Here is a 19,406-nt window from a genome sequence, read left to right on the forward strand (position 1 = left end):
GATTATAACGATCAGGCCGGAGAATGTAACCCCGGTTTCTCAAAGCCGGGATGTTGACCTCAAAACGAATCTGCTGCACCCTAATCTGGTTTCATTATGCAACCGGAGATGATTTGTGAGCAACCATACCAATCGAGCGGTAATTCTCAAGCAGCGTCCTCAAGGTGAAATTCAGGAGGGCGACCTGGCTCTTGAGGAACGGCCAGTCCGCGAACTGAAGGAAGGCGAGGTCCTGGCCAAAGTGCTATGGCTGTCTCTGGACCCTTACATGCGCCCCCGCATGAACGATGCCAAGGGCTACATGGATCCTATTGGCCTTGACGAGGTCATCGTTGGCGAGAGCGTCGCGCGGATTGTCGAGTCCCGGTCAGATGATCTCAAGGTGGGTGACCTGGTGACCTGTTACTCGGGCTGGCAGGAGTATGTGGTGTTCCCTGCCAATGCGGAAATGGTCTATAAGATTGACCCGAAGGACAATGTGCCCCTGCAGGCCTACCTTGGCGTTGCCGGGATGCCCGGACGCACCGGTTATTGCGGCCTGATGTACGTGGGCAAGCCGACATCCGGTGAGACCGTTGTGGTGTCCGCCGCGTCCGGCCCTGTAGGCACGGTGGTTGGGCAAACCGCCAAGAAAGAAGGTTGCCGTACCGTCGGTGTGGCCGGAGGCCCAGAGAAGTGTCGGTATGTGGTGGAAGAGTTGGGCTTTGATGCCTGCGTGGATTATAAGGCTGGCAATCTGGAAGCCGATCTGAAAGCTGCCTGCCCCAACGGCATCGACATCTACTTCGAAAACGTGGGCGGGGCCGTTACCCGTGCCGTGGCGCCGTTACTCAACCCTGGCGCACGAGTGCCTATCTGCGGCTTCGTGTCTGCCTACAACGCCGAAGACATGGGCTCGGTGGAAACCCCCTTCCACGTTTTCAAGGCGCTGGACCCGGTGCCGGAGCACCGTTTCTTCCTGGTCACAGAGTGGCAGGACAAACATCAGGAAATCACCAACCTCCTGGCGGACCGTGTGGCTTCTGGCGAACTCAAATACCGCGAGACCATCGCGGAAGGCCTGGAAAACGCACCGGAAGCCTTCAAGGGTATGCTGAAAGGGAAAAACTTCGGCAAGCAGTTGGTACACATCGCCGATTGATCCGGAAAACCTCCAGGGAAGGAGGTTTACCCGGCAACCTGCAACAAGACTTTCCCGATGTTTCGATTCTCCGCCACATAGGCCATGGCTTCCCCCGCCTTTTCGATAGGCCAGGCACTATCAATCACCGGATCAATCTGTCGGGCACTGAGCAGTGGCCAGACATGCTTATACAGGGCACTCATAACATCCCCCTTGTCCGCCACGGGTCGGGAACGCAGGGTTGAGCCGATCAGACGATGGCGTTTCATCAACATCAGCCCCAGATCCACTTCCGCCATGCGGCCGCCCATCAGGCCAATGAGTATGATTCGGCCGTCCATATTCAGTACTTTCTGGTCTTCGGCGATGTAGTTGCCGCCAACCGGGTCCAGCACCATGTCCACCCCGCCCCAGGATTTGATGGCATCGACGAACGAGCCGTCCTTGCGATTCCAGACACCGCTGGCCCCCAGCTTCCTGCAAGTCTCCAGTTTTTCGTTGTCACCGGCCGTGGCAAACACCGGGTTACCGAGAGCCGTCGCCAATTGAATAACGGCCGTACCAAGGCCACTGGCAGCAGCGTGGACCAGCACTTTTTCACCGGGCTTGAGGGCGGCTTCGTGATAGAGATTCAGCCAGGCGGTCGCGAACACTTCCGGAATGGCCGCTGCCTCTTTAAGGCTGTAACCCTTCGGAATGGGCAACACCTGAACCGCAGGCACCACCACATGGGTGGCGTAACCACCGCCGGTGAGCAGAGCGCATACTTCATCACCGGGCTTGAGATGATCAACGCCCTCTCCCACCCTGGAAACAGTCCCGCTGACTTCAAGGCCCAGGATATCCGACGCACCGGGCGGTGGCGGATACACACCGGCTTTCTGCATCAGGTCCGCACGGTTGATGGCGGTCCACGCAATATCAATAGCCACATGATTTTCGGGCACCTCGGAAGGCTCTTCGTAGGCCTCCCAGCTCAGTGTGTCGCCACTGATCTTGATGGCTCTCATCATCTGCGCTTACTCCGTATTTTGGGTCAGGCTCAGGATACCGTCTGCTGGCCCAGGGTTGCACTGATCACTTTGTAATATTTCTTTTGCAGCTCACTAAGTCGCCAATCTCCAGGCCTACAAGTCTCCGGTGGTTGATGTATTAAGCGGCTTAGTAGGCCGGCCGCGGCGTCAGCCTCCGCCGCTGGATTATCCACGTGACTGGCATAGCGTTGCGCCGCCGGCAGGTATTCCGGGTAGGCCAGCCGGTCCGGCGCCAATGCCACGCATCCAGATGCCATGGCCTCCAATACCGACAGCCCCTGGAAATCATGCAGAGCCGTTGAGATGGCCACATCGGCTTCGCCCAGCAAACGGTCGTAATCCGCCCTGCTCTGCAGGTATCCCCAGTTCACTATGCGCTCCCGGTGTCGCTCACGTATACCACCGAATGCCTCGGGCTCCTTGCGAAACTGCTCCCCTACCACACTCAACCGGAAGTCCTGGCCGGCGTCGGCAAGCGAATCCAGCAACAGAGACAGCCGGTCTGGCGCCTTGTCGTATTCCCAGCGGTGATTCCACAGGATGTGAGGGCGCTGAGCGTTGATTGGTTTCGTTCTTTCAACAAACAGGCGGTCTTCGATCGGCACGGGAACTACCTGGGATTTCCTGCCAATACCATCCAACAGGCCATCGGGTAGCCCGTCCGGCATCATTTCCAGGAAGCGGCGAGCGCCGTCCAGGAAGCTGTCTCGGTTCCACGCGCTGTTGAACAGCACTTTATCCGCAGCAACGGCACTGTAAAGATTGACGATTTTGGGCTCGGCGCTGGCATGCTGCCGGCCGGAATCCGGATAGGCAAACTGGTTCTCATGCATGTAGAGAATCGTGGGCGTGCGCGCCAGATGAGGATGAAACCCCTTCAGGGACGCCAGATCCACCATGGATGTCACGATCAGCAGATCATAGTGGGCCTTCAGTGCCGGCTCCTGCAACCAGGTCAGTGCATTGCCGCGAATCCGCCAGCGGAAGAACCGGGGCGGGAGCGCCAGTACTTCCCAATCGAAATCAGGCTGGCTGGACACCAGTTGTTCACGCCAGCGCTGGTGGCTACCGGCGTCGTAGGCGGACAATAATAGAATGCGGGGCTGGGCTGTCGATGGCATCCGCGCATTCTGCCATCATTCCCGGTTCGACAACCACACACTTTGATAGGGCTTGAGGGTCAGGCTGCCAGACAGGTCGTCAATCTTCAGGCCGGAGATCAGGTCCTGCCATTGATCGGTTCCTATCAGGTTAATGTCACCCAGGGAAACCTGCTGGACCTCATCGGTGATGTTGTGAATGCAGAAGATCGACTGGTCACGACGCATACTCTGGCGCCAGAAGCCGAAAAGCTGCAAGCCGAGGTGGAGGGTGAACTGGGTGGCATTGGGGTGGAAGGCGGGCTGCTTGCGGCGAATGGCAATCAGGCGCTTGAGCTCGGTGAACACGTTGTGATGATGGCTCAGCGGGTCCGCTAACTCTGCTTCCAAAGTGTCCAGGTTCCACTGCCCTCGGTTAATGGAACGCAGGCGACCGGTATTCTCAACCCGCTCATGGTCGTTCTCAGTGCCCAGCAGGCTGTGGATGTAGAATGCAGGAATCCCTTCCAGCGCCAGCATAACGGTGTGGGCGCAAATAAAACGTTGCAACTGCCAATCATCAGCGCCTCCCTCCGCTGTTCCCTTCAAGGCGTCAAACAACGCCACGTTCATTTCATAGGGCTGATCCTTGCCATCTGGCGTGCGCCGATAGGAGACTTTACCGCCGAAGGATTCCATGGTGTTAATCAGCCGTAGCTTCTCTTCTTCCGTCAACAGGCCGTCCGTTGGGCGCAGGCCTACGCCATCGTGGGAGGCAATGAAGTTAAGGTAGGTGGTGCCCATCTGCGCCGGCGGCATGCTCATCAGCCAGGTTTTCAGATGGCGGCAGTTGCCGGTGACCAGAGTGTTGATCAGCAACGGTGGCAGGGAGAAGTTGTAGATCACGTGGGCTTCGTTGGCATTGCCGAAGTAGGTCAGATTCTCACGGTTGGGAACGTTGGTTTCCGTAATGACAACGCTCTCTGGGGTGTGGTGTTCGATCAACAGGCGCAGGATCTTGATCAGTTCATGGGTTTGTTGCAGATGGATCGACGACGTACCGACCTCTTTCCATAGAAAAGCCACCGCATCGAGCCGGAAAATGGTCACGCCCCGCTCCAGATAATAACGGATGATACCCACAAACTCGTTCAGCACCTGAGGATTTGCGAAGTTCAGGTCCACCTGGTCTTCACTGAAGGTACACCATACGTAACGTTCACCGTCTTCTGTCTGAACGGCGTTCAGCAAGGGGGATGTGCGGGGCCGAACCACAGCGCTCAGGTCGTCTGAAGGCCTGGCCTCGAAGAAGTAGTCCTTTCCAGGATCGATCCGTTTCCGGAAGTTCTCGAACCAGCGGCTGCGGGCCGACATGTGGTTGATAACCAGGTCCGCCATCAATTTGTAGTCGCCGGCAATACGCTCAATGTCTTCCCAGTCTCCATGGGATTCATTGACCGCCAGATAGTCCATCACAGAGAAACCGTCGTCTGAGCTGTATGGGAAAAACGGCAGGATATGCACAGCAGACACAGTGTCTTTCAGGCAGTCGTCAAGAAACCGGTTGAGTGTCTGAAGTGGCTTCTCACCAGTGCGCTGGACGGTGTCCGCGTAGGTAATCAACATGACATCGGCTTCGTCCCAGTTATTCTGGTGGGCCGGGGGCGCCGAAGTATCCCTAGCCAGCGCCATGGTTTCGAGCAATTGATCTGCAAGAAGGCCCGTATCCGTTGCCGGGTAAACCACATCCAGCATCGTGGCGAGCTTGTGATGCAGGGTGTTGCTCATGCTACCGATACTCCTCGTTGTCCAACTCCACAGCCTCCAGAAGCTGCTGCTTGATATCCGGAATGGCACTGGTGACGCGATTCCAGCTCGGAATAAACGGTGTGTCCATGGGGTTGTCCAGAAAGTAGGCCCCTGCCCGCATGACATTCTGGGCAAACAACTCCACCGCTTTTTCTTCCTTGTGCCGGTCAAAGCTCAGGCCGTTAATCACCGCATCGCTCTGGTAGGTTTCGACAAAGTCGAGGGCAATGCGGAAATAGGCCGCCTTGATGGTGCGGAATTTTTCGTTGGAGAAGATTTCGCCATTGGTGGCCAGCTTGCGAAACAGGGCCTTGCTGATGTCCGTGCTCATTTTGGAGAGGCCGCGACTGGCGTCCTCCGGCGACAACTCCTGATGTTTATGATCGTAGGTGTCAGCGATATCCACCTGGCACAAGCGATTGGTGGCGTAGTTGCGCTTCATCTCCGAAAGCACGCCCACTTCCAGCCCCCAGTCACTGGGAATGCGCAGGTCGTTGATGACGTCGGTCCGGAACGAGAACTCCCCTGCCAGGGGATACCGGTAGCTGTCGAGATAATCCAGGAAGTCGCTGGGGCCGCACACTTTCTTCAGCGCACGAATCAGTGGTGTGACCAGCAGACGGCTGACTCGGCCGTTCATTTTCCCATCCGCTACCCGGGCGTAGTAGCCTTTGCAGAACATGTAATTAAAACCTGGATTGGCCACAGGATAGATAAGCCTTGCCACCAGATCACGGGAATAGGTCAGGATGTCACAATCGTGAAGGGCTACCGATTTGCTCTTGCCCGAGGCGAGCACGTAACCAAAGCAATACCAGACATTCCTCCCCTTCCCCATCTCTGTGGGTGCCAGGTTCTGCTCCCGCAGTTGCAAGTCCAGCGCTTTCAGTCGGGGGCCGTCGTTCCAGAGCACACGCACATGCTGGGGCAGTTCGGAGAAGTATTCCAGGGCATGCCGATATTCCTGCTCGTTGGCGCGATCAAGGCCGATGACGATCTGCTCGAGATACGGCACCTTGGCAAGTTCTTTGACAATGTTCTTGAGGGCCGGGCCTTCAAGCTCTGAATACAGGGATGGCAACACCAGCGACATCGGTCGCTCCTTGCGGAACGCCATGAGCTCCCGCTCCAACTCTTCCACCGGACGGCGGCACAGGTTATGAAGGGTTGTAATGATGCCGTTCTGGTAAAAGTCGCCCATGGCGGCTCTCCTGTGGTTAGTACCCGGTTTCAGTAACCGTACTCAATCAGAAGATTCAGCACGCATTCGTTCCACCCCGCCGGACCGGCCTTAATGGACCTTATTGCCCGGCTCTGGGATGGCAGGGATACGCTCTCTGAGTGGACGCCCCGAACGATAACCGCGATATCGGCTTCCTCCAGCATGTGTTGGTCGTTGGGGCTGTCGCCCAGTGCAATGGCAACCAACCGATCCTGCTCAAAGTGTTCCCTGTACTTGCCCAGCAAAAAACGGACCCCATCGGCTTTATCGAAGGTGCCCATGGCATGAAGAAAGCGCCCGCCCTGAACCAGCCGGCAGTCATGCTCACCCAGTTTCTGACGAAATCTGGCCAGCGAATCCTCGTCTCCCTGCCACAGCAACGGTTCTGTACCGGCGCGGTCCTTCGCCAGCTCGGCCTCAGATTCAGAGAGTTTGGCGTGCCCGGCCAGCTCGGACGGGCTCATATCCGCGAAACTGCGAAACTGGAAACCCTCAGCCCGACATTCCTTCAACAGTGCTAACACCTCCTCCCTGGGTGCCCCAAAACTCTGCACTTGCTCAGGGCCCGGCCCAAAACAGTTCGCAGGGATGATAACGGCGGCGCCGTTTTCAACAATGAAGGGCGCCGTGTTTCCCAGTTGCTCTCGCACCATCCGTATCTCTCCAGCGGTTTTACTGGAATTGAGCACCACCGGGATGTTCGATGCCGCCAGCCGCTCAAGCGCTGGCTTCGCTGGCGACCAGTCGTAACTGTTGTGGTCCAGAAGCGTGCCGTCCAGATCGGAAAACAGGAGCAGTCGGGGTTTGGGCATGGCAATGTCCTCTACTGGCGCTGACGGATCAGCGGTTCACCGAAACTGTGGTCTTCACCGACATTGATCACACAATCGGCGCGGGCCGGCATTTCTTGCAGGCTGGCGCGGGTGATCCGCTCGTAGTGCATGATGAATCGGGCAATCTCCTCATGGCTCATGATGCGTAACTCGTTTTCAGTCCCTTCATAAAAAACGCCCTCTTTTGGTGCGACCCAAGAACGATCCCGCAACTTCTGCTCCTGTAGGGTGCGCCATGCCAGCACACACTCCATGGAGGGAGCGCGCAGCATAATCAGACTGTCAAACTGGCTGAAAAACCGGCCATACTCGCCTTTCAGGCAGCTATTGACGTTTCGACGCCACAGGCCTTCAAGATCCTCAGACCGCTCCAGCTCGTTGACCGGCTCCATCAATTCCTCTTCGCTACCCGCAGGCGCGGCTCCCACACACCAGCCTTCCAGCAGGATGATGTCGGCCCCGCCCGTGAACACAGGCCATTGCGCTTTCGGGTAACGGTCGTCCCGGGACTTATCAAACGCCGGAATGGCGGTTTCCGTGTCCTGGTGGGCGGCTTTCAGTTGGTCAATAACGTTCTGCCCCAGTGCCAGGTCGTGGGTGCCGGGAACTCCCCGGGTTATGAACAGCGGGTGGATTTCACTTGCTCGCTGTTCCCGCTCTGCACGGGTGAGATAGAGATCGTCGAGGGAAAAGCTGGCTGTTGGGATTCGATAATGATTGGTCAACAGTTCCCGAAGGAACAGAGTCAGCGTGGACTTTCCAGTGCCCTGGGCGCCATGGATGCCAATGATGATAGGCTCTTTTCGGGCCTGCTTGAGGCTGTAAAGGTGTTGGGCCAAGGGTAGTATGGTTTTTTTGACGGTGTCAGCGTAGGAATCGGGAAGGGATTCCTGTTTGATCAATGTACGGATGGTGTTGGTCAATTCGGGTGAAGACACGGTTGACGGTTTCCCTTTTGGTTTGTGTTGGGATTTGCAGGTTTTGTACCAATTGGAGTATAGGCGGTGGTTTTTGGGTTTGTGGGCAAACGGGGTTGTCTGGGACACTGATGCAATGAGCAGCAATCATTTTAAAGTCGAACATCGCTATCTTGAGCTACCGGACAGTTTTTATACCCGGGTTCAGCCAACGCCGCTGAAAGACGCACGGATGGTGTGTTTTAACCACGAACTGGCCAAGACGATGGGTTTTCATGCGCAGAACCCTGCGGACTGGACCGGCATCGGTGCCGGAACGGAATTGCTGGAAGGAATGGACCCGGTGGCGATGAAATACACCGGGCACCAGTTCGGAATGTATAACCCGGACCTGGGCGATGGCCGTGGGCTACTGTTATGGGAGACGGTGGGCCCTGATGGCCGACGCTGGGACTGGCACCTGAAGGGAGCAGGAATGACGCCCTATTCCCGGTTCGGGGACGGCAAGGCAGTGCTGCGATCCACGATCCGGGAATACCTGTGCAGTGAGGCCATGGCGGCGCTGGGGATTCCTACGACGCGGGCGTTGTTCATGGTAAGTGCGAAAGACCCCGTGCGGCGAGAATCGATTGAGACGGCGGCGGCCCTGGTGCGAGTGGCGGAAACGCACATCCGCTTCGGGCATTTCGAGTTTGCAGCGCATCATGAGGGCGAACAGGCCCTGAAAACGCTGATTGAGCACGTGATTGCCCTGCACTTCCCTCACCTGATCAGTCTGCCGGAAGATGAACGCTACCAGCGCTGGTATGTGGAGGTCGTCGAGCGCACGGCGCGGATGATTGCCGACTGGCAGGCCGTGGGGTTCTGCCACGGGGTGATGAACAGCGACAACATGTCGATTATCGGGGATACCTTTGACTACGGCCCCTACGCCTTCCTGGACGATTTCGACGCCGGTTACATCTGCAATCATACCGACAAGGGCGGACGTTACGCCTACAATCGCCAACCCAACACCGGGTTCGTGAACTGTCAGTACCTGGCGAATGCCCTGCTTCCTGTAATGAACGAGGACGATGTACGGCGTGGATTAAGGCGTTACGAGATTGCCTACAACGAACGCTTTCTACAGAACATGCGGGACAAGCTGGGGCTGGCCCAGGAAGACGAATCCGACCTCAGCCTGATCATGGACACCTTCAGCATGCTGCACGAGCACCATATAGACTACACGCTGTTTTTCCGGGGATTGTCCAATCTGACATCCAAAGGCTCTTCGCCAATCCGCGACCTGTTTGTAGACCGCAGTGTGGCGGATGATTGGATCGAGCGGTATGAACAGCGCCTGCAATCCGAAACCCGCGCCCATGACGAGCGGGAATACCATATGCGCAAGGTGAACCCGAAGTACATTCTGAGGAACTATCTTGCGCAGCAGGTGATTCTGGAAGCACAGAACGGCGATTATGAGCCGATGAAAGAGTTGCTGGAGGTGCTTAAAAAACCATTCGACGAACAGCCGGAATTCGAACAATACTCAGCGCCGCCCCCGGATTGGGGGAAGCACCTGAGTATCAGTTGTTCTTCGTGAGTTCGAGCGAGGATCACACCGCCTTGGCGGTGATGATCTTCTCATGCCACTCGGCGGGACCAGTCTGGTGAACCGAAGAGCCCTTGGAATCCACCGCAACGGTTACCGGCATGTCTTCCACCTCAAACTCATAGATGGCTTCCATACCCAGTTCTTCGAAGGCAACCACTTCTGCGTGCTTGATGGCTTTGGAAACCAGGTAGGCGGAGCCGCCAACGGCCATCAGGTAGACCGCACCGAACTCGCGGATTGCATCAATGGCCACCTGACCGCGCTCGGCCTTGCCGATCATGCCGGTAAGGCCGGTTTTCTCCAGCATGGTGCGGGTGAACTTGTCCATGCGGGTAGCGGTGGTGGGGCCTGCGGGACCAACCACTTCCTCGCGCACCGGGTCGACCGGGCCGACGTAATAGATGAAACGGCCTTTCAGGTCCACCGGCAGCTCTTCACCGCGCTCGATCATGTCCACCATCTTCTTGTGGGCAGCGTCGCGGCCAGTCAGCATCTTGCCGGAGAGCAGCACGGTCTCGCCCGGTTTCCAGTCTTTCACGTCTTCCGGTGTGACCGTATCCAGGTTGACACGACGCACGCTGTCGCCCACTTCCCAAGTGATTTCCGGCCAGTCTTCCAGGCTTGGCGGAGTTTGCAATGAAGGGCCCGAGCCATCCAGAACGAAGTGTGCGTGACGGGTGGCCGCGCAGTTGGGAATGATCGCCACCGGCTTGTTGGCGGCATGGGTCGGGTAGTCTTTCACCTTCACATCCAGAACCGTGGTCAGGCCGCCGAGTCCCTGGGCACCAATACCCAGCTCATTCACCTTGTCGAACAGTTCCAGACGTAGCTCCTCGGAACGATTGGAGGCACCACGGGCCTGCAGGTCATGGATATCGATCGGGTCCAACAGCGACTCCTTGGCCAATTCCATTGCTTTTTCGGCGGTGCCGCCAACACCAATACCCAACATACCCGGCGGGCACCAGCCCGCGCCCATCTGCGGCACCATTTTCAGCACCCAGTCCACCACCGAATCCGATGGGTTCAGCATGGCGAATTTCGACTTGGCCTCGGAACCACCGCCTTTCGCAGCCACATGCACATCCACGGTATTACCCGGCACAATCTTGTAGTGGATGATGGCAGGTGTGTTGTCCTTGGTATTGGTGCGCTTGCCGTCCGGATCGGCCAGGATAGAGGCACGCAGCACATTGTCCGGGTGCATGTAGGCCCGGCGAACGCCCTCATTGATGATATCGTCCAGCGCCATGTCGGCGTCCCATTGCACATCCATACCGACCGTCACAAAAACGGTAACGATACCAGTGTCCTGGCACAGTGGCCGCTTGCCTTGAGCACACATGCGGGAGTTAATCAGAATCTGCGCCATGGCATCCTTGGCCGCCTGGGACTCTTCCTTCTTGTAGGCTTCGTGCACAGCCTGAATAAAGTCTTTCGGATGGTAATAGGAGATGAACTGCAGCGCGTCCGCTACGCTCTCGATCAGGTCGTCCTGGCGGATTACGGTGGTCATAGGCGTCTCATCAGGTCTGGTTTGTCTAGTTAGGGGTTATAAACTTGTCGAATAAAGGAAGCGGGAAGTTTACCAGAAAATCCAAAACCGAGGGACCAACCCCGGCGCGAAGGTTTTTAACGACAAAGTTGCCTAAACGGGCACGAAAAAATGTAACATCGCGGGTATCTTCGACATAAAAACAGCAGGAGACACCGTGACCGACCTCGTCTTAACTGAAAAAAAGAACCATATTCTAATCGTCCGCATTAATCGTCTGGACCGCAAAAACGCCCTCACCCATGATATGTACACCGCCCTCGGTGATGCGATTGAACAGGCCCGCGACGACAGCGACGTTCGCTGTATTCTCTACACCGGAAGCGATGAGTGTTTCACCGCTGGAAATGATCTGGGTGATTTTGCCGCAGGCTTGCCCGGCGAGTTTGAAGACACCCCTGTAGGACGGTTCCTGCTCTTATTGGCCAGCACCAACAAACCGATCATAGCCTCAGTAAACGGCCCGGCCGTGGGCATTGGCACCACCATGCTGCTGCACTGCGATTTGGTATTTGCCGGCAACAACACCCGCTTCCAGATGCCTTTTGCCAATCTCGGCCTATGCCCGGAAGGCGGCTCGAGCCTATTGTTACCCTCCTGGCTCGGCCGGGTACGCGCTGCAGAGTTGTTGATGCTGGGCGGCGCATTTACAGCCGAAGATGCTCTGCGTATGGGTCTGATCAACCGGGTGTGCGAACCGTCACAAACTGAAACCACGGCCCTGGAAGCCTGTACCCGGCTTGCAGCCCAGCCCCCGGCAGCCATCCGCACCACCCGTGAATTGCTAAACAGGGCCGGCGGCGATGAGCTGAAAGCCGCCATGCTGGCCGAAGGTAAACTCTTCGCAGAACGCCTGAAGTCACCGGAAAATGCCGAAGCCATCAAAGCCTTCACGGAAAAGCGAAAACCGGATTTTTCAAGCTTCAGCTAGGCTGGCTACCCCTGCCCCGAAAGACTCGACAAACGTCCCGGGGCCAACTATTTTTCAATGAAGCCAAACTCCGACCGTGCGGGTAGGCTCCCAATGGTCAGAATCACACTTTAGAGCGATCAACTGTTGCTTTACTGCCGCTATAGTCAGAGTTACAGAAATCAGGCACAGAGCGCTGGCCAGAATTTCAGACAACAGCTAAGCAAACCAGGCCACTGACAACGGGTTTACCGGGCCAGACCGGCCCCGTCAGCTGCCGAACATAACGACACAACAACAGGAAAAGGTTCCACCCATGTTCAAGAAAACTCTAATAAGTCTTGCCGTGGCTTCTTCCGTTGGACTGACAGGCTGCTTTGACAGCGCTGGTTCCGGGTCCAGTAACGCGAATCCCGATTATAAGATCAGTAACCCCAACTTTGATGGTAAAACCTGGCCACTGTTCAACCCGGTCACAGGTGACCTGCCCATACCAAATGACCTGATATTCCGTTCAGACAACCCGGCCACGACGATCAGCGAAGCCGATGGTTCGTTTAGCGTTGCTGACTCTTCGCCGCCCGTAACAACTGCGTTAAATCAACTCAGCGGCGCATCAACGGTTGCACCGCCAGTGGTTCAGTTTAACGGACGGATTGATGCAGATTCCGTGGACTCAAGGGCCTTTATTTTTGCGGACCCGACCGACCCAACCAGTCTGATTCCAAACCCGAACCAGAACGTTTTCCTGATTGAACTCCAATACGCAGGCGGCGACCCCGTCCGAGGTCTCGGTGCAGGTGAATCACCGACCATTCCTCTGGCCATCACCGCACAAGTTGCCGCCGGCGCCGCACCTCAGGACCTGAGTGGCCGCGACCAGGCACAGGCAGGTGCGTATCTGGGAGGCCTTGCGCAATCTCCGGACTATGTCGCTGAGGTCGTAACTCTGGACGGCGACTCAGCCATCCGAATCAACCCAACCAAGCCGCTCAACCCGTTCAAACGCTACCTTGTTGTCGTGACGAAGGAAGTGCTGGACGTTAACGGCGATCCGATCATCAGCTCACCGCTGTATACAGACGTGTCTGATCCCAATGCGGTTCTGGGCAACCCGACTGCTTTGGCACCGGTACGCCGCATCGTTGATGGCTTCTGGGAGAAGGTCGCCGCCAGCTTCTTTGGCGTCCCAAACCAGGCACGTCCGGGTAACACGCTTACAGAAGACGACATCGCAGTTTCATACAGCTTCACAACCTCCAACGATCAGCGCGTTCTTCAGTACATTGCTGACCCGAAAGCCTTCTTCAAGGAAACCATCCTTGGCTCGGTTCGCTTTGGCGCGGTTTCTGACGCACGTGAAAGCGGAGAATCCGACTTCTTCGCGCTCAACACCATCGGCAACAATGCCGTGGCTGCAGCCGATGCAACGGCAGATGGTCAAGCAGATGCGCTCGTTGGCGCCTTTACAATGGCCAACCTTCTGCCGACACCAACTGACCAAAGCTCTACTGCTAGCTTTGGCGCACCGCAAGACGTAACTCAGGTCTCTGCCGTGGCCAGCCAGTTTGTGGACTTCGGGCAAGTGAATCTGGTTCAGGGTACGATCGATCTCCCCTACTATCTCGGCGTGCCGACCGGCTCTTCCGACGCAGAAGGCTCCGTTATCAACACCCAGAGCTGGACGGCCAATGCCGCTCTGGCTGCGGCTGCCGGAGATCAGTTGGGCGTTTCACTGGCCCAATCAGATCCGACCGTCAGCCAGGTTGTAAACTATCGCTTCCCGTTCCCGGCTGAAACCCAGGAAGTGACAGTTCCGATCATGGTCTTCTATCCGGCCGGCTACGATGGCAGTACGCCGCTGGAAACCGTCATGTATATGCATGGTATTACCACTGACCGTAGTGCTGCATTGACCTTCGGTAGTGCATTGGCTCATAACTCTCAGGTGGCCGTTGTCGTTATTGACCAGCCGCTCCATGGTGTTACTCCATTTAGCACAACTGAGCAGGAAGGTTTGGCTGAGCAGTTGCTGACCTCAGGACAGGAAGGCGGATTACCTGCCTCTCTGGCCCCCTCAGAAGCCAACATTGATGCTGTGATCGCGGGCCAGATCGCGATAGGCTTTACGGTCGGCGCGCTCAGTGTGGATGCAGCGACAGCTAACACTATTGTAACTGCGGTGGTCGGTGGTGGTTCAACCGAAGACTTTGGTGCTCCAGCAGCTCAGGCACCGCTTCTGGACGCGGCGATCCGATCATTGCGATCCTTTGAGAACACCGTCGCAAACGCCGGCTCCACAGTTCCCGGTATCGCTAAAACCGAGAATGAGCGCCACTTCGACTTCACGGCAAATGCCGCCAATATGCCAACGGCAATGACCGCGACCTCGGGTGAATCCGGAAGCCTGTTCATCAACCTGACTAACTTCACGAACTCCCGTGATAAGAACCGTCAGGCCATTGTGGACTTGCTGAACGTTCGTGCCTCCCTCGGCGGGCTGGACTTTGATGGCACAGCAGGCGCCGATCTCGACGCAAGCAGTGTCTACTTCACAGGCCACTCTCTGGGCACCATTGTCGGCGCACCGTTTGTTGCGGTTGCCAATGAGAGCAGCAACCCGGACGACGACATCGTTGCCGCACAACTTCTTACTCCGGGCGCTGGCATCGTCAGATTGCTTGAGAACTCTCCGGCCTTCGCCCCTCAGATTCTGGGCGGGCTCCAGGCCGCAGCCGGTCTTGAGCAAGGTGACGCAAACCTGGAAACATTCTTCAATGTCTTCCAGGCCGCACTAGACTCCGCAGACCCAATCAACTTTGCGGCTAGCCTGAATGCCTCCGGTAGCCCGGTACTGCTGTCACAGGTAAACGGCGACCAGGTTATCCCGAACGACCCTCTGGCCAACCCTCTGGGGCAAGCATTTGACGCTTACCTGTCGGGTACTGAGCCGTTCGCGGAACTTCTGGGAGCAACGGCCGTGACTGGTAGCGGAACACCAATTCCTCTGGACAATGCTGCGATCACCCGCTATCTCGCCGGGACTCACGGCACGCCTGTCCTGCCTCAGGGTGGGGAGCTGGATGTAAGGGTGTTCACGGAAATGGTCACCCAAACCGCCACCGTGATTGGCGCAATGGGAACGGCGGTCATTCCCGACGCCGGCGCGGATCCGGATATCACAGAGATCGTGCAACAAGACTGAGAGCTTCAGTCGTAAAAAAGGGGTGGCGGAAGCCACCCCTTTTTTGTTCCCTGGTTTCCATGAGCACAATAAAAAGCGCGGGCAAATTCACTTTGCCCGCGCTCGTACTATCTCCCCTCCTTTGCAAACACTATCAATTGGTAATCGTTATTTCGCCGTTGGCCAGGAGGTTGGCCTCGATATCCGCTTCATCAAACCAGAACTGGCGATAGTCCTCTTCAGAATACCGGAGGCTCTGGTCATTGAAGTGGGTTGAATCTGAATCAGACGACTGCGAGTAGCTTGTCAGCCCGTAGGCCACTGGCCCCTGCTCTGTAAACTCCAAGCCGAAATGCCAACTCGTGCCTCTGGCCATCTGCCAGCCCTCACCAGACTGGTCGGAGAGCCCTGCAGTGTTGGAGATCGTTTCAGGAGCAATCCTCGGAAAAACCGTGTCTTCTGCAACCGGGCTTGTCACTACACCAATCGCATTAAACGCACCATCAATGGAACCATCCCCACCATGCCACGGAAACGGATTACCAAGAGTTGTTGGTGTGCCGCCAGGTGGAACACCACCTGTGGGTTGGTAGTACTGAACGTCTCCCAGAGGTGAGTCGTAGGCAATATTGACGGAATCAAGAGCCTCCAGACCATCCGCCAGCGCAATCAACATCGTATCGTCAGCAGTTCCGGCGTTGGATGCCGAAGGGGTTGACGGCGTCGCGACGGGATCGGCTGCGTCGAACGGCACAGTCAGATCCGTCCCGAAGTCCTCCCGATAATTAGCAATAAACACCCTGAATACATGAGCACCGATGCTGTCGGTGTCGTAAACACCGTCCCAGCTCTGCAGCACGTCACATGCCGTATTGACGGTGCGCGTACCTCCAGCGGACAGATTAACGGGGGTCGCTCCGATCGTTGTGCATCGAGACCTGAGCTCCGCCAGGAACATATCCGTGTACCAAGTACGGTTGTTGTAGATGACTTCGATAAGATCAATAGCCCCGAATTTTCCATCCTGACCCGCCGGTGCTCGATCAGCGAAACCGGCATCCATCGGATTCTGCAGCATTGAGATCCCGATGCGAGTCCGCGGATTGAGCGGTGTCTCCTCAGAACCGAAGAGCGGCGAGAATCCCGTCAGGAACTGATCCGGGTTGGTCGACCAATAGCTGTCATTGGAATTCTGAACCCAATCTTTACGGACCATCTGGGGGCGTTGCTCAAACGGTACGAGGCCGTTGCATTTACCTTCAACCCAATCATCGCGGGATTTGCTGCCGTCCAGCAGGGTCAGGCCATTGTTGAACAACTGATTGTATCCGGCATTGACTGCACGCTTGAAGTCCACCACCGCAAGCGCTGCACCGGAGAGGTTTGGCACGGAACTGCTGTCGATGTAGTAGGCGTTGCCTTGGTCGTCGGCATAGGTGGTGTTGGTCCAGAACGTTGTGCCACAGTTTTCAAAGACAGCCTGGAATTCATCCAGATTGGATGCCCTGCTCATCTGCAACCAGGTATCCAGCAGTTTTTCCGTACCGGCATTGGCATCCCGGTAAGTATATGCTGTTCCGTTGGCACCCCAGGCCGGGAGAGCCCCACCAGTGACGGCGTCCGCTGCCAGCATGGGACCATACTCAGAGAAGTAGAAGGTTTTCTCCAGCACCAACGGTGTCGGCCCTCCGGTGTTCACTTCAACCTGATAGGTTTCGGAGGTTATCGGCTTTTCCACACCATCCTTTACATAGGTGAAATCATCACCATCTTTGAGTGTGAGTTCGTAAAGCGTGAACCGACGGCTGGTGGTTACAGTATGAGACCAAGCCAGATTCTCATTGAAATTGATCAATGGAATAGCGGTGCCCAACAAGCCTGCGCCGTTAGTGTTCAGATACCCGGGAACAGTCAACTGGACCTGGTAAAGCCTGCGATGCCCCGTGTAGGGAAAGTGTGGATTGGCCAGCAACGCACCTTTGCCCTGCTCCGACATATTGCTGCCAATACCCCAGGCATTACTGCCAAGGCCGATGTCCTGAAAATCGGTCTGGCTTGAGGCGCCTATATGAGCATTCGCCACCATACGCTTCAGATCATTCTGCTGTTCTTTACCCTCAGTGCCAGTTACGCTTGCGACCGGCGTCGGCAGAGGTGATTCGCCATCGGGTACAGCAACAAATACAGCTCCCGTGGCAAACAGAGCGCCACTGGCATACTGACCAACGATGCGGTAGTGAGCGAATAGATCCACCGGCGTAATTTCCTTCACCCACGGTTGATCACGACACTCACTCGGTAAGTCTCCTGGGGCGGTTTCGTTCACGTATTTATTGTAGCCAGCGGTGAAGCCCTCAATCATGGCACGGGTTTCCGCACTCAGATTGGGATATTCCTCTTCGGCTCCGCTGAGAATCTTCTGCGCTTTATAGCTGAAGTCGTTAATGATATTGATGTCACCTGGCCCTGGGCCGAAGTATTTGGCCCGCTCACTCCTGGCCTTGACGATGGCTTCAGCAAGCAGGCAAACATTATCCTGGGTTTGGGCATACCCAGCACCAAACGCCACTGACGCAAGGTTGTCCGCCTTTACGTGCGGAACTCCGTTGGTGGTCCTCCTTATGGTTGCCTCAAATTTGCCGTCCGCCGGGAACAGCTGTTCGTTCACCGAGCTATCGGAGTCGGAAGAGGAACTGCTTCCGTCGAAACATCCTGCAATCAGAAAGCTGCTGGCCAGCGCCACCCCGGCAGCTTTCAACGCGCCTTTGTTTGCGCTCCTGAAAGGTTTGCGAAGCGATTTCATAGTGATTCGTCCATTGTGATTGTTATGGGTAAGCCAAAGATGACTCACTCTCACAAATTAGCAGACAACCCGTTCTTTAGCTAAGGACTGACGAACCATTCAGCTTTTGTCTGGAGGCTTCAGAAATCGCCATTGTCGGCACCCAATGCTCGGCCGATATAACGGCTTTCACAGGGCGTTACACTGAATTTGATCGGGTGGCCAATCTGCTTTTGGGTCCCCCCGTTCCCGTTTGGCACATCAATAACCATGTCACGCGCTTTCATTTGCGGGTGTTGCGCTGCCTCGGAGATGCTCAGCACCGGCTCCACGCACGCATCAACATCCGCAAAGACGTCTTGCCATTCCGCCAGTGTTTTCCGCGCAATGGTGGCTTTCAACGCTTCTCGGATAGCCCGCTGGTCCTCAGGGTTTTGGCTCAGAGCGAAGCTCTTCATGTCAGGAATGCCCAATGCATCGCATAGCCGACCGGAAAACTGCGGCTCAAGGCTGCCCACAGACAGCCACCGGGCGTCGCTGGTTTGGTAGTAATCATAAAAGGTGCCGCCGTTGAGCATGGAGCCTTCCGGCTTCTGTTCCTGCCCGCCAGCCAGGGCTGCTGCACCGGCCATCGTATTGAGAGCAAAGGCGGCGTCGGTCATGCTGATATCGACAAATTGCCCCTCCCCTGTTTGCTGACGGTGAATCACAGCTGCCAGTATCCCCATAACGGCATGGTGTGAGCCGCCTGCCACATCGGCTATCTGGACACCCATCGGTGGAGGGCCACTCTCCTGGCGGCCGCAGTGACTGGAAACACCGGCCAGGGAAAGGTAGTTGATATCATGCCCTGCCCGATCCTTGTAGGGGCCCGTCTGGCCGTAGCCGGTAATCGCGCAGTAAATAAGATGGGGGTTGATGGCTTTGAGGGTTTCATAACCAATCCCGAGCCGGTCCATAACACCCGGTCGGAACTGTTCAACCACTACGTCGTATTCTGCCACCAACTGCTTGACCAGGTCAGCACTGCCCTCCTGCTTCAAATCCAGCCCAAGGGATCGCTTGCCTCGGTTCAGGAAAGTATGGGACGTGCTGACGCCGTCTTCCAGCGGCGGCATCACACGGGTCAGGTCCAGACGACCAGGGGCCTCCACCCTCAATACATCCGCCCCCATATCCGCCAACAGCATGGTGGCGTAAGGGCCTGGCAGCAGGGTACTGAAATCCAGAACCTTCAGGTTGCTCAGTGGGCCGGGCATGCAAACCTCCTTCTCTATTTTGGGACAACCCCGATGCTGCCCTGTTTTCCCTGCGGGGCCAACTGCCGGTTCCATCATTCCAATTGACTATTTCTT

General features: G+C 56.6%; 13 protein-coding genes. 4 read left to right on the forward strand and 9 right to left on the reverse strand.

All coding sequences use genetic code 11. The annotated features are described in order from the left end of the window. Positions 1–115 precede the first annotated feature (115 nt). A complete protein-coding gene (locus MDG893_RS00880) occupies positions 116–1,141 on the forward strand; it encodes an NADP-dependent oxidoreductase (RefSeq protein ID WP_007151814.1) in 1,026 nt (341 codons plus the stop codon). Between the two features lie 26 nt (positions 1,142–1,167). Here the strand turns inward: MDG893_RS00880 and MDG893_RS00885 are convergent, their stop codons facing one another. From MDG893_RS00885 to MDG893_RS00910, 6 genes are read right to left on the reverse strand one after another with little or no spacing between them, the layout of a single operon-like run. Then, positions 1,168–2,136, reverse strand: a complete 969-nt coding sequence (locus MDG893_RS00885; RefSeq protein ID WP_007151815.1) for an NAD(P)H-quinone oxidoreductase — start codon at positions 2,134–2,136, stop codon at positions 1,168–1,170. A gap of 29 nt (positions 2,137–2,165) precedes the next feature. After that, on the reverse strand, positions 2,166–3,278 hold the full coding sequence (locus MDG893_RS00890; protein WP_007151816.1) for a tRNA-queuosine alpha-mannosyltransferase domain-containing protein: 1,113 nt from the start codon (positions 3,276–3,278) through the stop codon (positions 2,166–2,168). Positions 3,279–3,293: 15 nt separating this feature from the next. Next, positions 3,294–5,024 carry a sugar phosphorylase gene (locus MDG893_RS00895; RefSeq protein ID WP_007151817.1) on the reverse strand — a complete coding sequence of 577 codons (1,731 nt, stop codon included), beginning with the start codon at positions 5,022–5,024 and terminating at the stop codon, positions 3,294–3,296. A 1-nt stretch (position 5,025) separates the two neighbouring features. Beyond that, the gene (locus tag MDG893_RS00900; protein ID WP_007151818.1) at positions 5,026–6,246 is read right to left on the reverse strand and encodes a glycosyltransferase family protein; all 1,221 of its coding nucleotides are present in this window, start codon (positions 6,244–6,246) and stop codon (positions 5,026–5,028) included. A 29-nt stretch (positions 6,247–6,275) separates the two neighbouring features. Next, the gene (locus MDG893_RS00905) at positions 6,276–7,079 is read right to left on the reverse strand and encodes an HAD-IIB family hydrolase (RefSeq protein WP_007151819.1); all 804 of its coding nucleotides are present in this window, start codon (positions 7,077–7,079) and stop codon (positions 6,276–6,278) included. An 11-nt stretch (positions 7,080–7,090) separates the two neighbouring features. Further along, positions 7,091–8,038 (reverse strand): hypothetical protein, encoded by a 948-nt coding sequence (locus tag MDG893_RS00910; protein ID WP_157132720.1) that lies wholly within the window; start codon positions 8,036–8,038, stop codon positions 7,091–7,093. A 115-nt stretch (positions 8,039–8,153) separates the two neighbouring features. Between MDG893_RS00910 and MDG893_RS00915 the strand changes: the two genes are divergently transcribed. Then, on the forward strand, positions 8,154–9,608 hold the full coding sequence (locus tag MDG893_RS00915) for a protein adenylyltransferase SelO (protein WP_040474185.1): 1,455 nt from the start codon (positions 8,154–8,156) through the stop codon (positions 9,606–9,608). A gap of 13 nt (positions 9,609–9,621) precedes the next feature. On the opposite strand, the gene MDG893_RS00920 is transcribed toward MDG893_RS00915, so the two are convergent. Next, on the reverse strand, positions 9,622–11,136 hold the full coding sequence (locus MDG893_RS00920; RefSeq protein WP_007151822.1) for a fumarate hydratase: 1,515 nt from the start codon (positions 11,134–11,136) through the stop codon (positions 9,622–9,624). Positions 11,137–11,332: 196 nt separating this feature from the next. Here MDG893_RS00920 and MDG893_RS00925 point away from each other — a divergent pair, with 196 nt between their 5' ends. After that, positions 11,333–12,106, forward strand: a complete 774-nt coding sequence (locus tag MDG893_RS00925) for an enoyl-CoA hydratase (RefSeq protein ID WP_007151823.1) — start codon at positions 11,333–11,335, stop codon at positions 12,104–12,106. Positions 12,107–12,401: 295 nt separating this feature from the next. Further along, positions 12,402–15,290, forward strand: coding sequence for a hypothetical protein (locus MDG893_RS00930; RefSeq protein ID WP_007151824.1), 2,889 nt, complete (start codon positions 12,402–12,404; stop codon positions 15,288–15,290). Positions 15,291–15,423: 133 nt separating this feature from the next. Here the strand turns inward: MDG893_RS00930 and MDG893_RS00935 are convergent, their stop codons facing one another. Together MDG893_RS00935 and MDG893_RS00940 are read right to left on the reverse strand one after the other, a co-directional pair. Further along, positions 15,424–18,072: a penicillin acylase family protein gene (locus tag MDG893_RS00935; RefSeq protein ID WP_007151825.1), complete on the reverse strand. Its 2,649-nt coding sequence runs from the start codon at positions 18,070–18,072 to the stop codon at positions 15,424–15,426. Between the two features lie 119 nt (positions 18,073–18,191). Continuing rightward, positions 18,192–19,310: a CaiB/BaiF CoA transferase family protein gene (locus MDG893_RS00940; RefSeq protein WP_007151826.1), complete on the reverse strand. Its 1,119-nt coding sequence runs from the start codon at positions 19,308–19,310 to the stop codon at positions 18,192–18,194. Positions 19,311–19,406: the final 96 nt, after the last annotated feature.

Source organism: Marinobacter algicola DG893, assembly GCF_000170835.1.
Lineage (GTDB): Bacteria > Pseudomonadota > Gammaproteobacteria > Pseudomonadales > Oleiphilaceae > Marinobacter > Marinobacter algicola.

Excerpts from the sequence above, each read along its gene's own strand:
- MDG893_RS00915 (WP_040474185.1), top strand. The coding sequence starts at position 8,154 with ATGAGCAGCAATCATTTTAAAGTCGAACATCGCTATCTTGAGCTACCG.
- MDG893_RS00890 (WP_007151816.1), bottom strand. The coding sequence starts at position 3,278 with ATGCCATCGACAGCCCAGCCCCGCATTCTATTATTGTCCGCCTACGAC.
- MDG893_RS00900 (WP_007151818.1), bottom strand. The coding sequence starts at position 6,246 with ATGGGCGACTTTTACCAGAACGGCATCATTACAACCCTTCATAACCTG.
- MDG893_RS00895 (WP_007151817.1), bottom strand. The coding sequence starts at position 5,024 with ATGAGCAACACCCTGCATCACAAGCTCGCCACGATGCTGGATGTGGTT.
- MDG893_RS00940 (WP_007151826.1), bottom strand. The coding sequence starts at position 19,310 with ATGCCCGGCCCACTGAGCAACCTGAAGGTTCTGGATTTCAGTACCCTG.
- MDG893_RS00935 (WP_007151825.1), bottom strand. The coding sequence starts at position 18,072 with ATGAAATCGCTTCGCAAACCTTTCAGGAGCGCAAACAAAGGCGCGTTG.
- MDG893_RS00885 (WP_007151815.1), bottom strand. The coding sequence starts at position 2,136 with ATGATGAGAGCCATCAAGATCAGTGGCGACACACTGAGCTGGGAGGCC.
- MDG893_RS00920 (WP_007151822.1), bottom strand. The coding sequence starts at position 11,136 with ATGACCACCGTAATCCGCCAGGACGACCTGATCGAGAGCGTAGCGGAC.
- MDG893_RS00930 (WP_007151824.1), top strand. The coding sequence starts at position 12,402 with ATGTTCAAGAAAACTCTAATAAGTCTTGCCGTGGCTTCTTCCGTTGGA.
- MDG893_RS00905 (WP_007151819.1), bottom strand. The coding sequence starts at position 7,079 with ATGCCCAAACCCCGACTGCTCCTGTTTTCCGATCTGGACGGCACGCTT.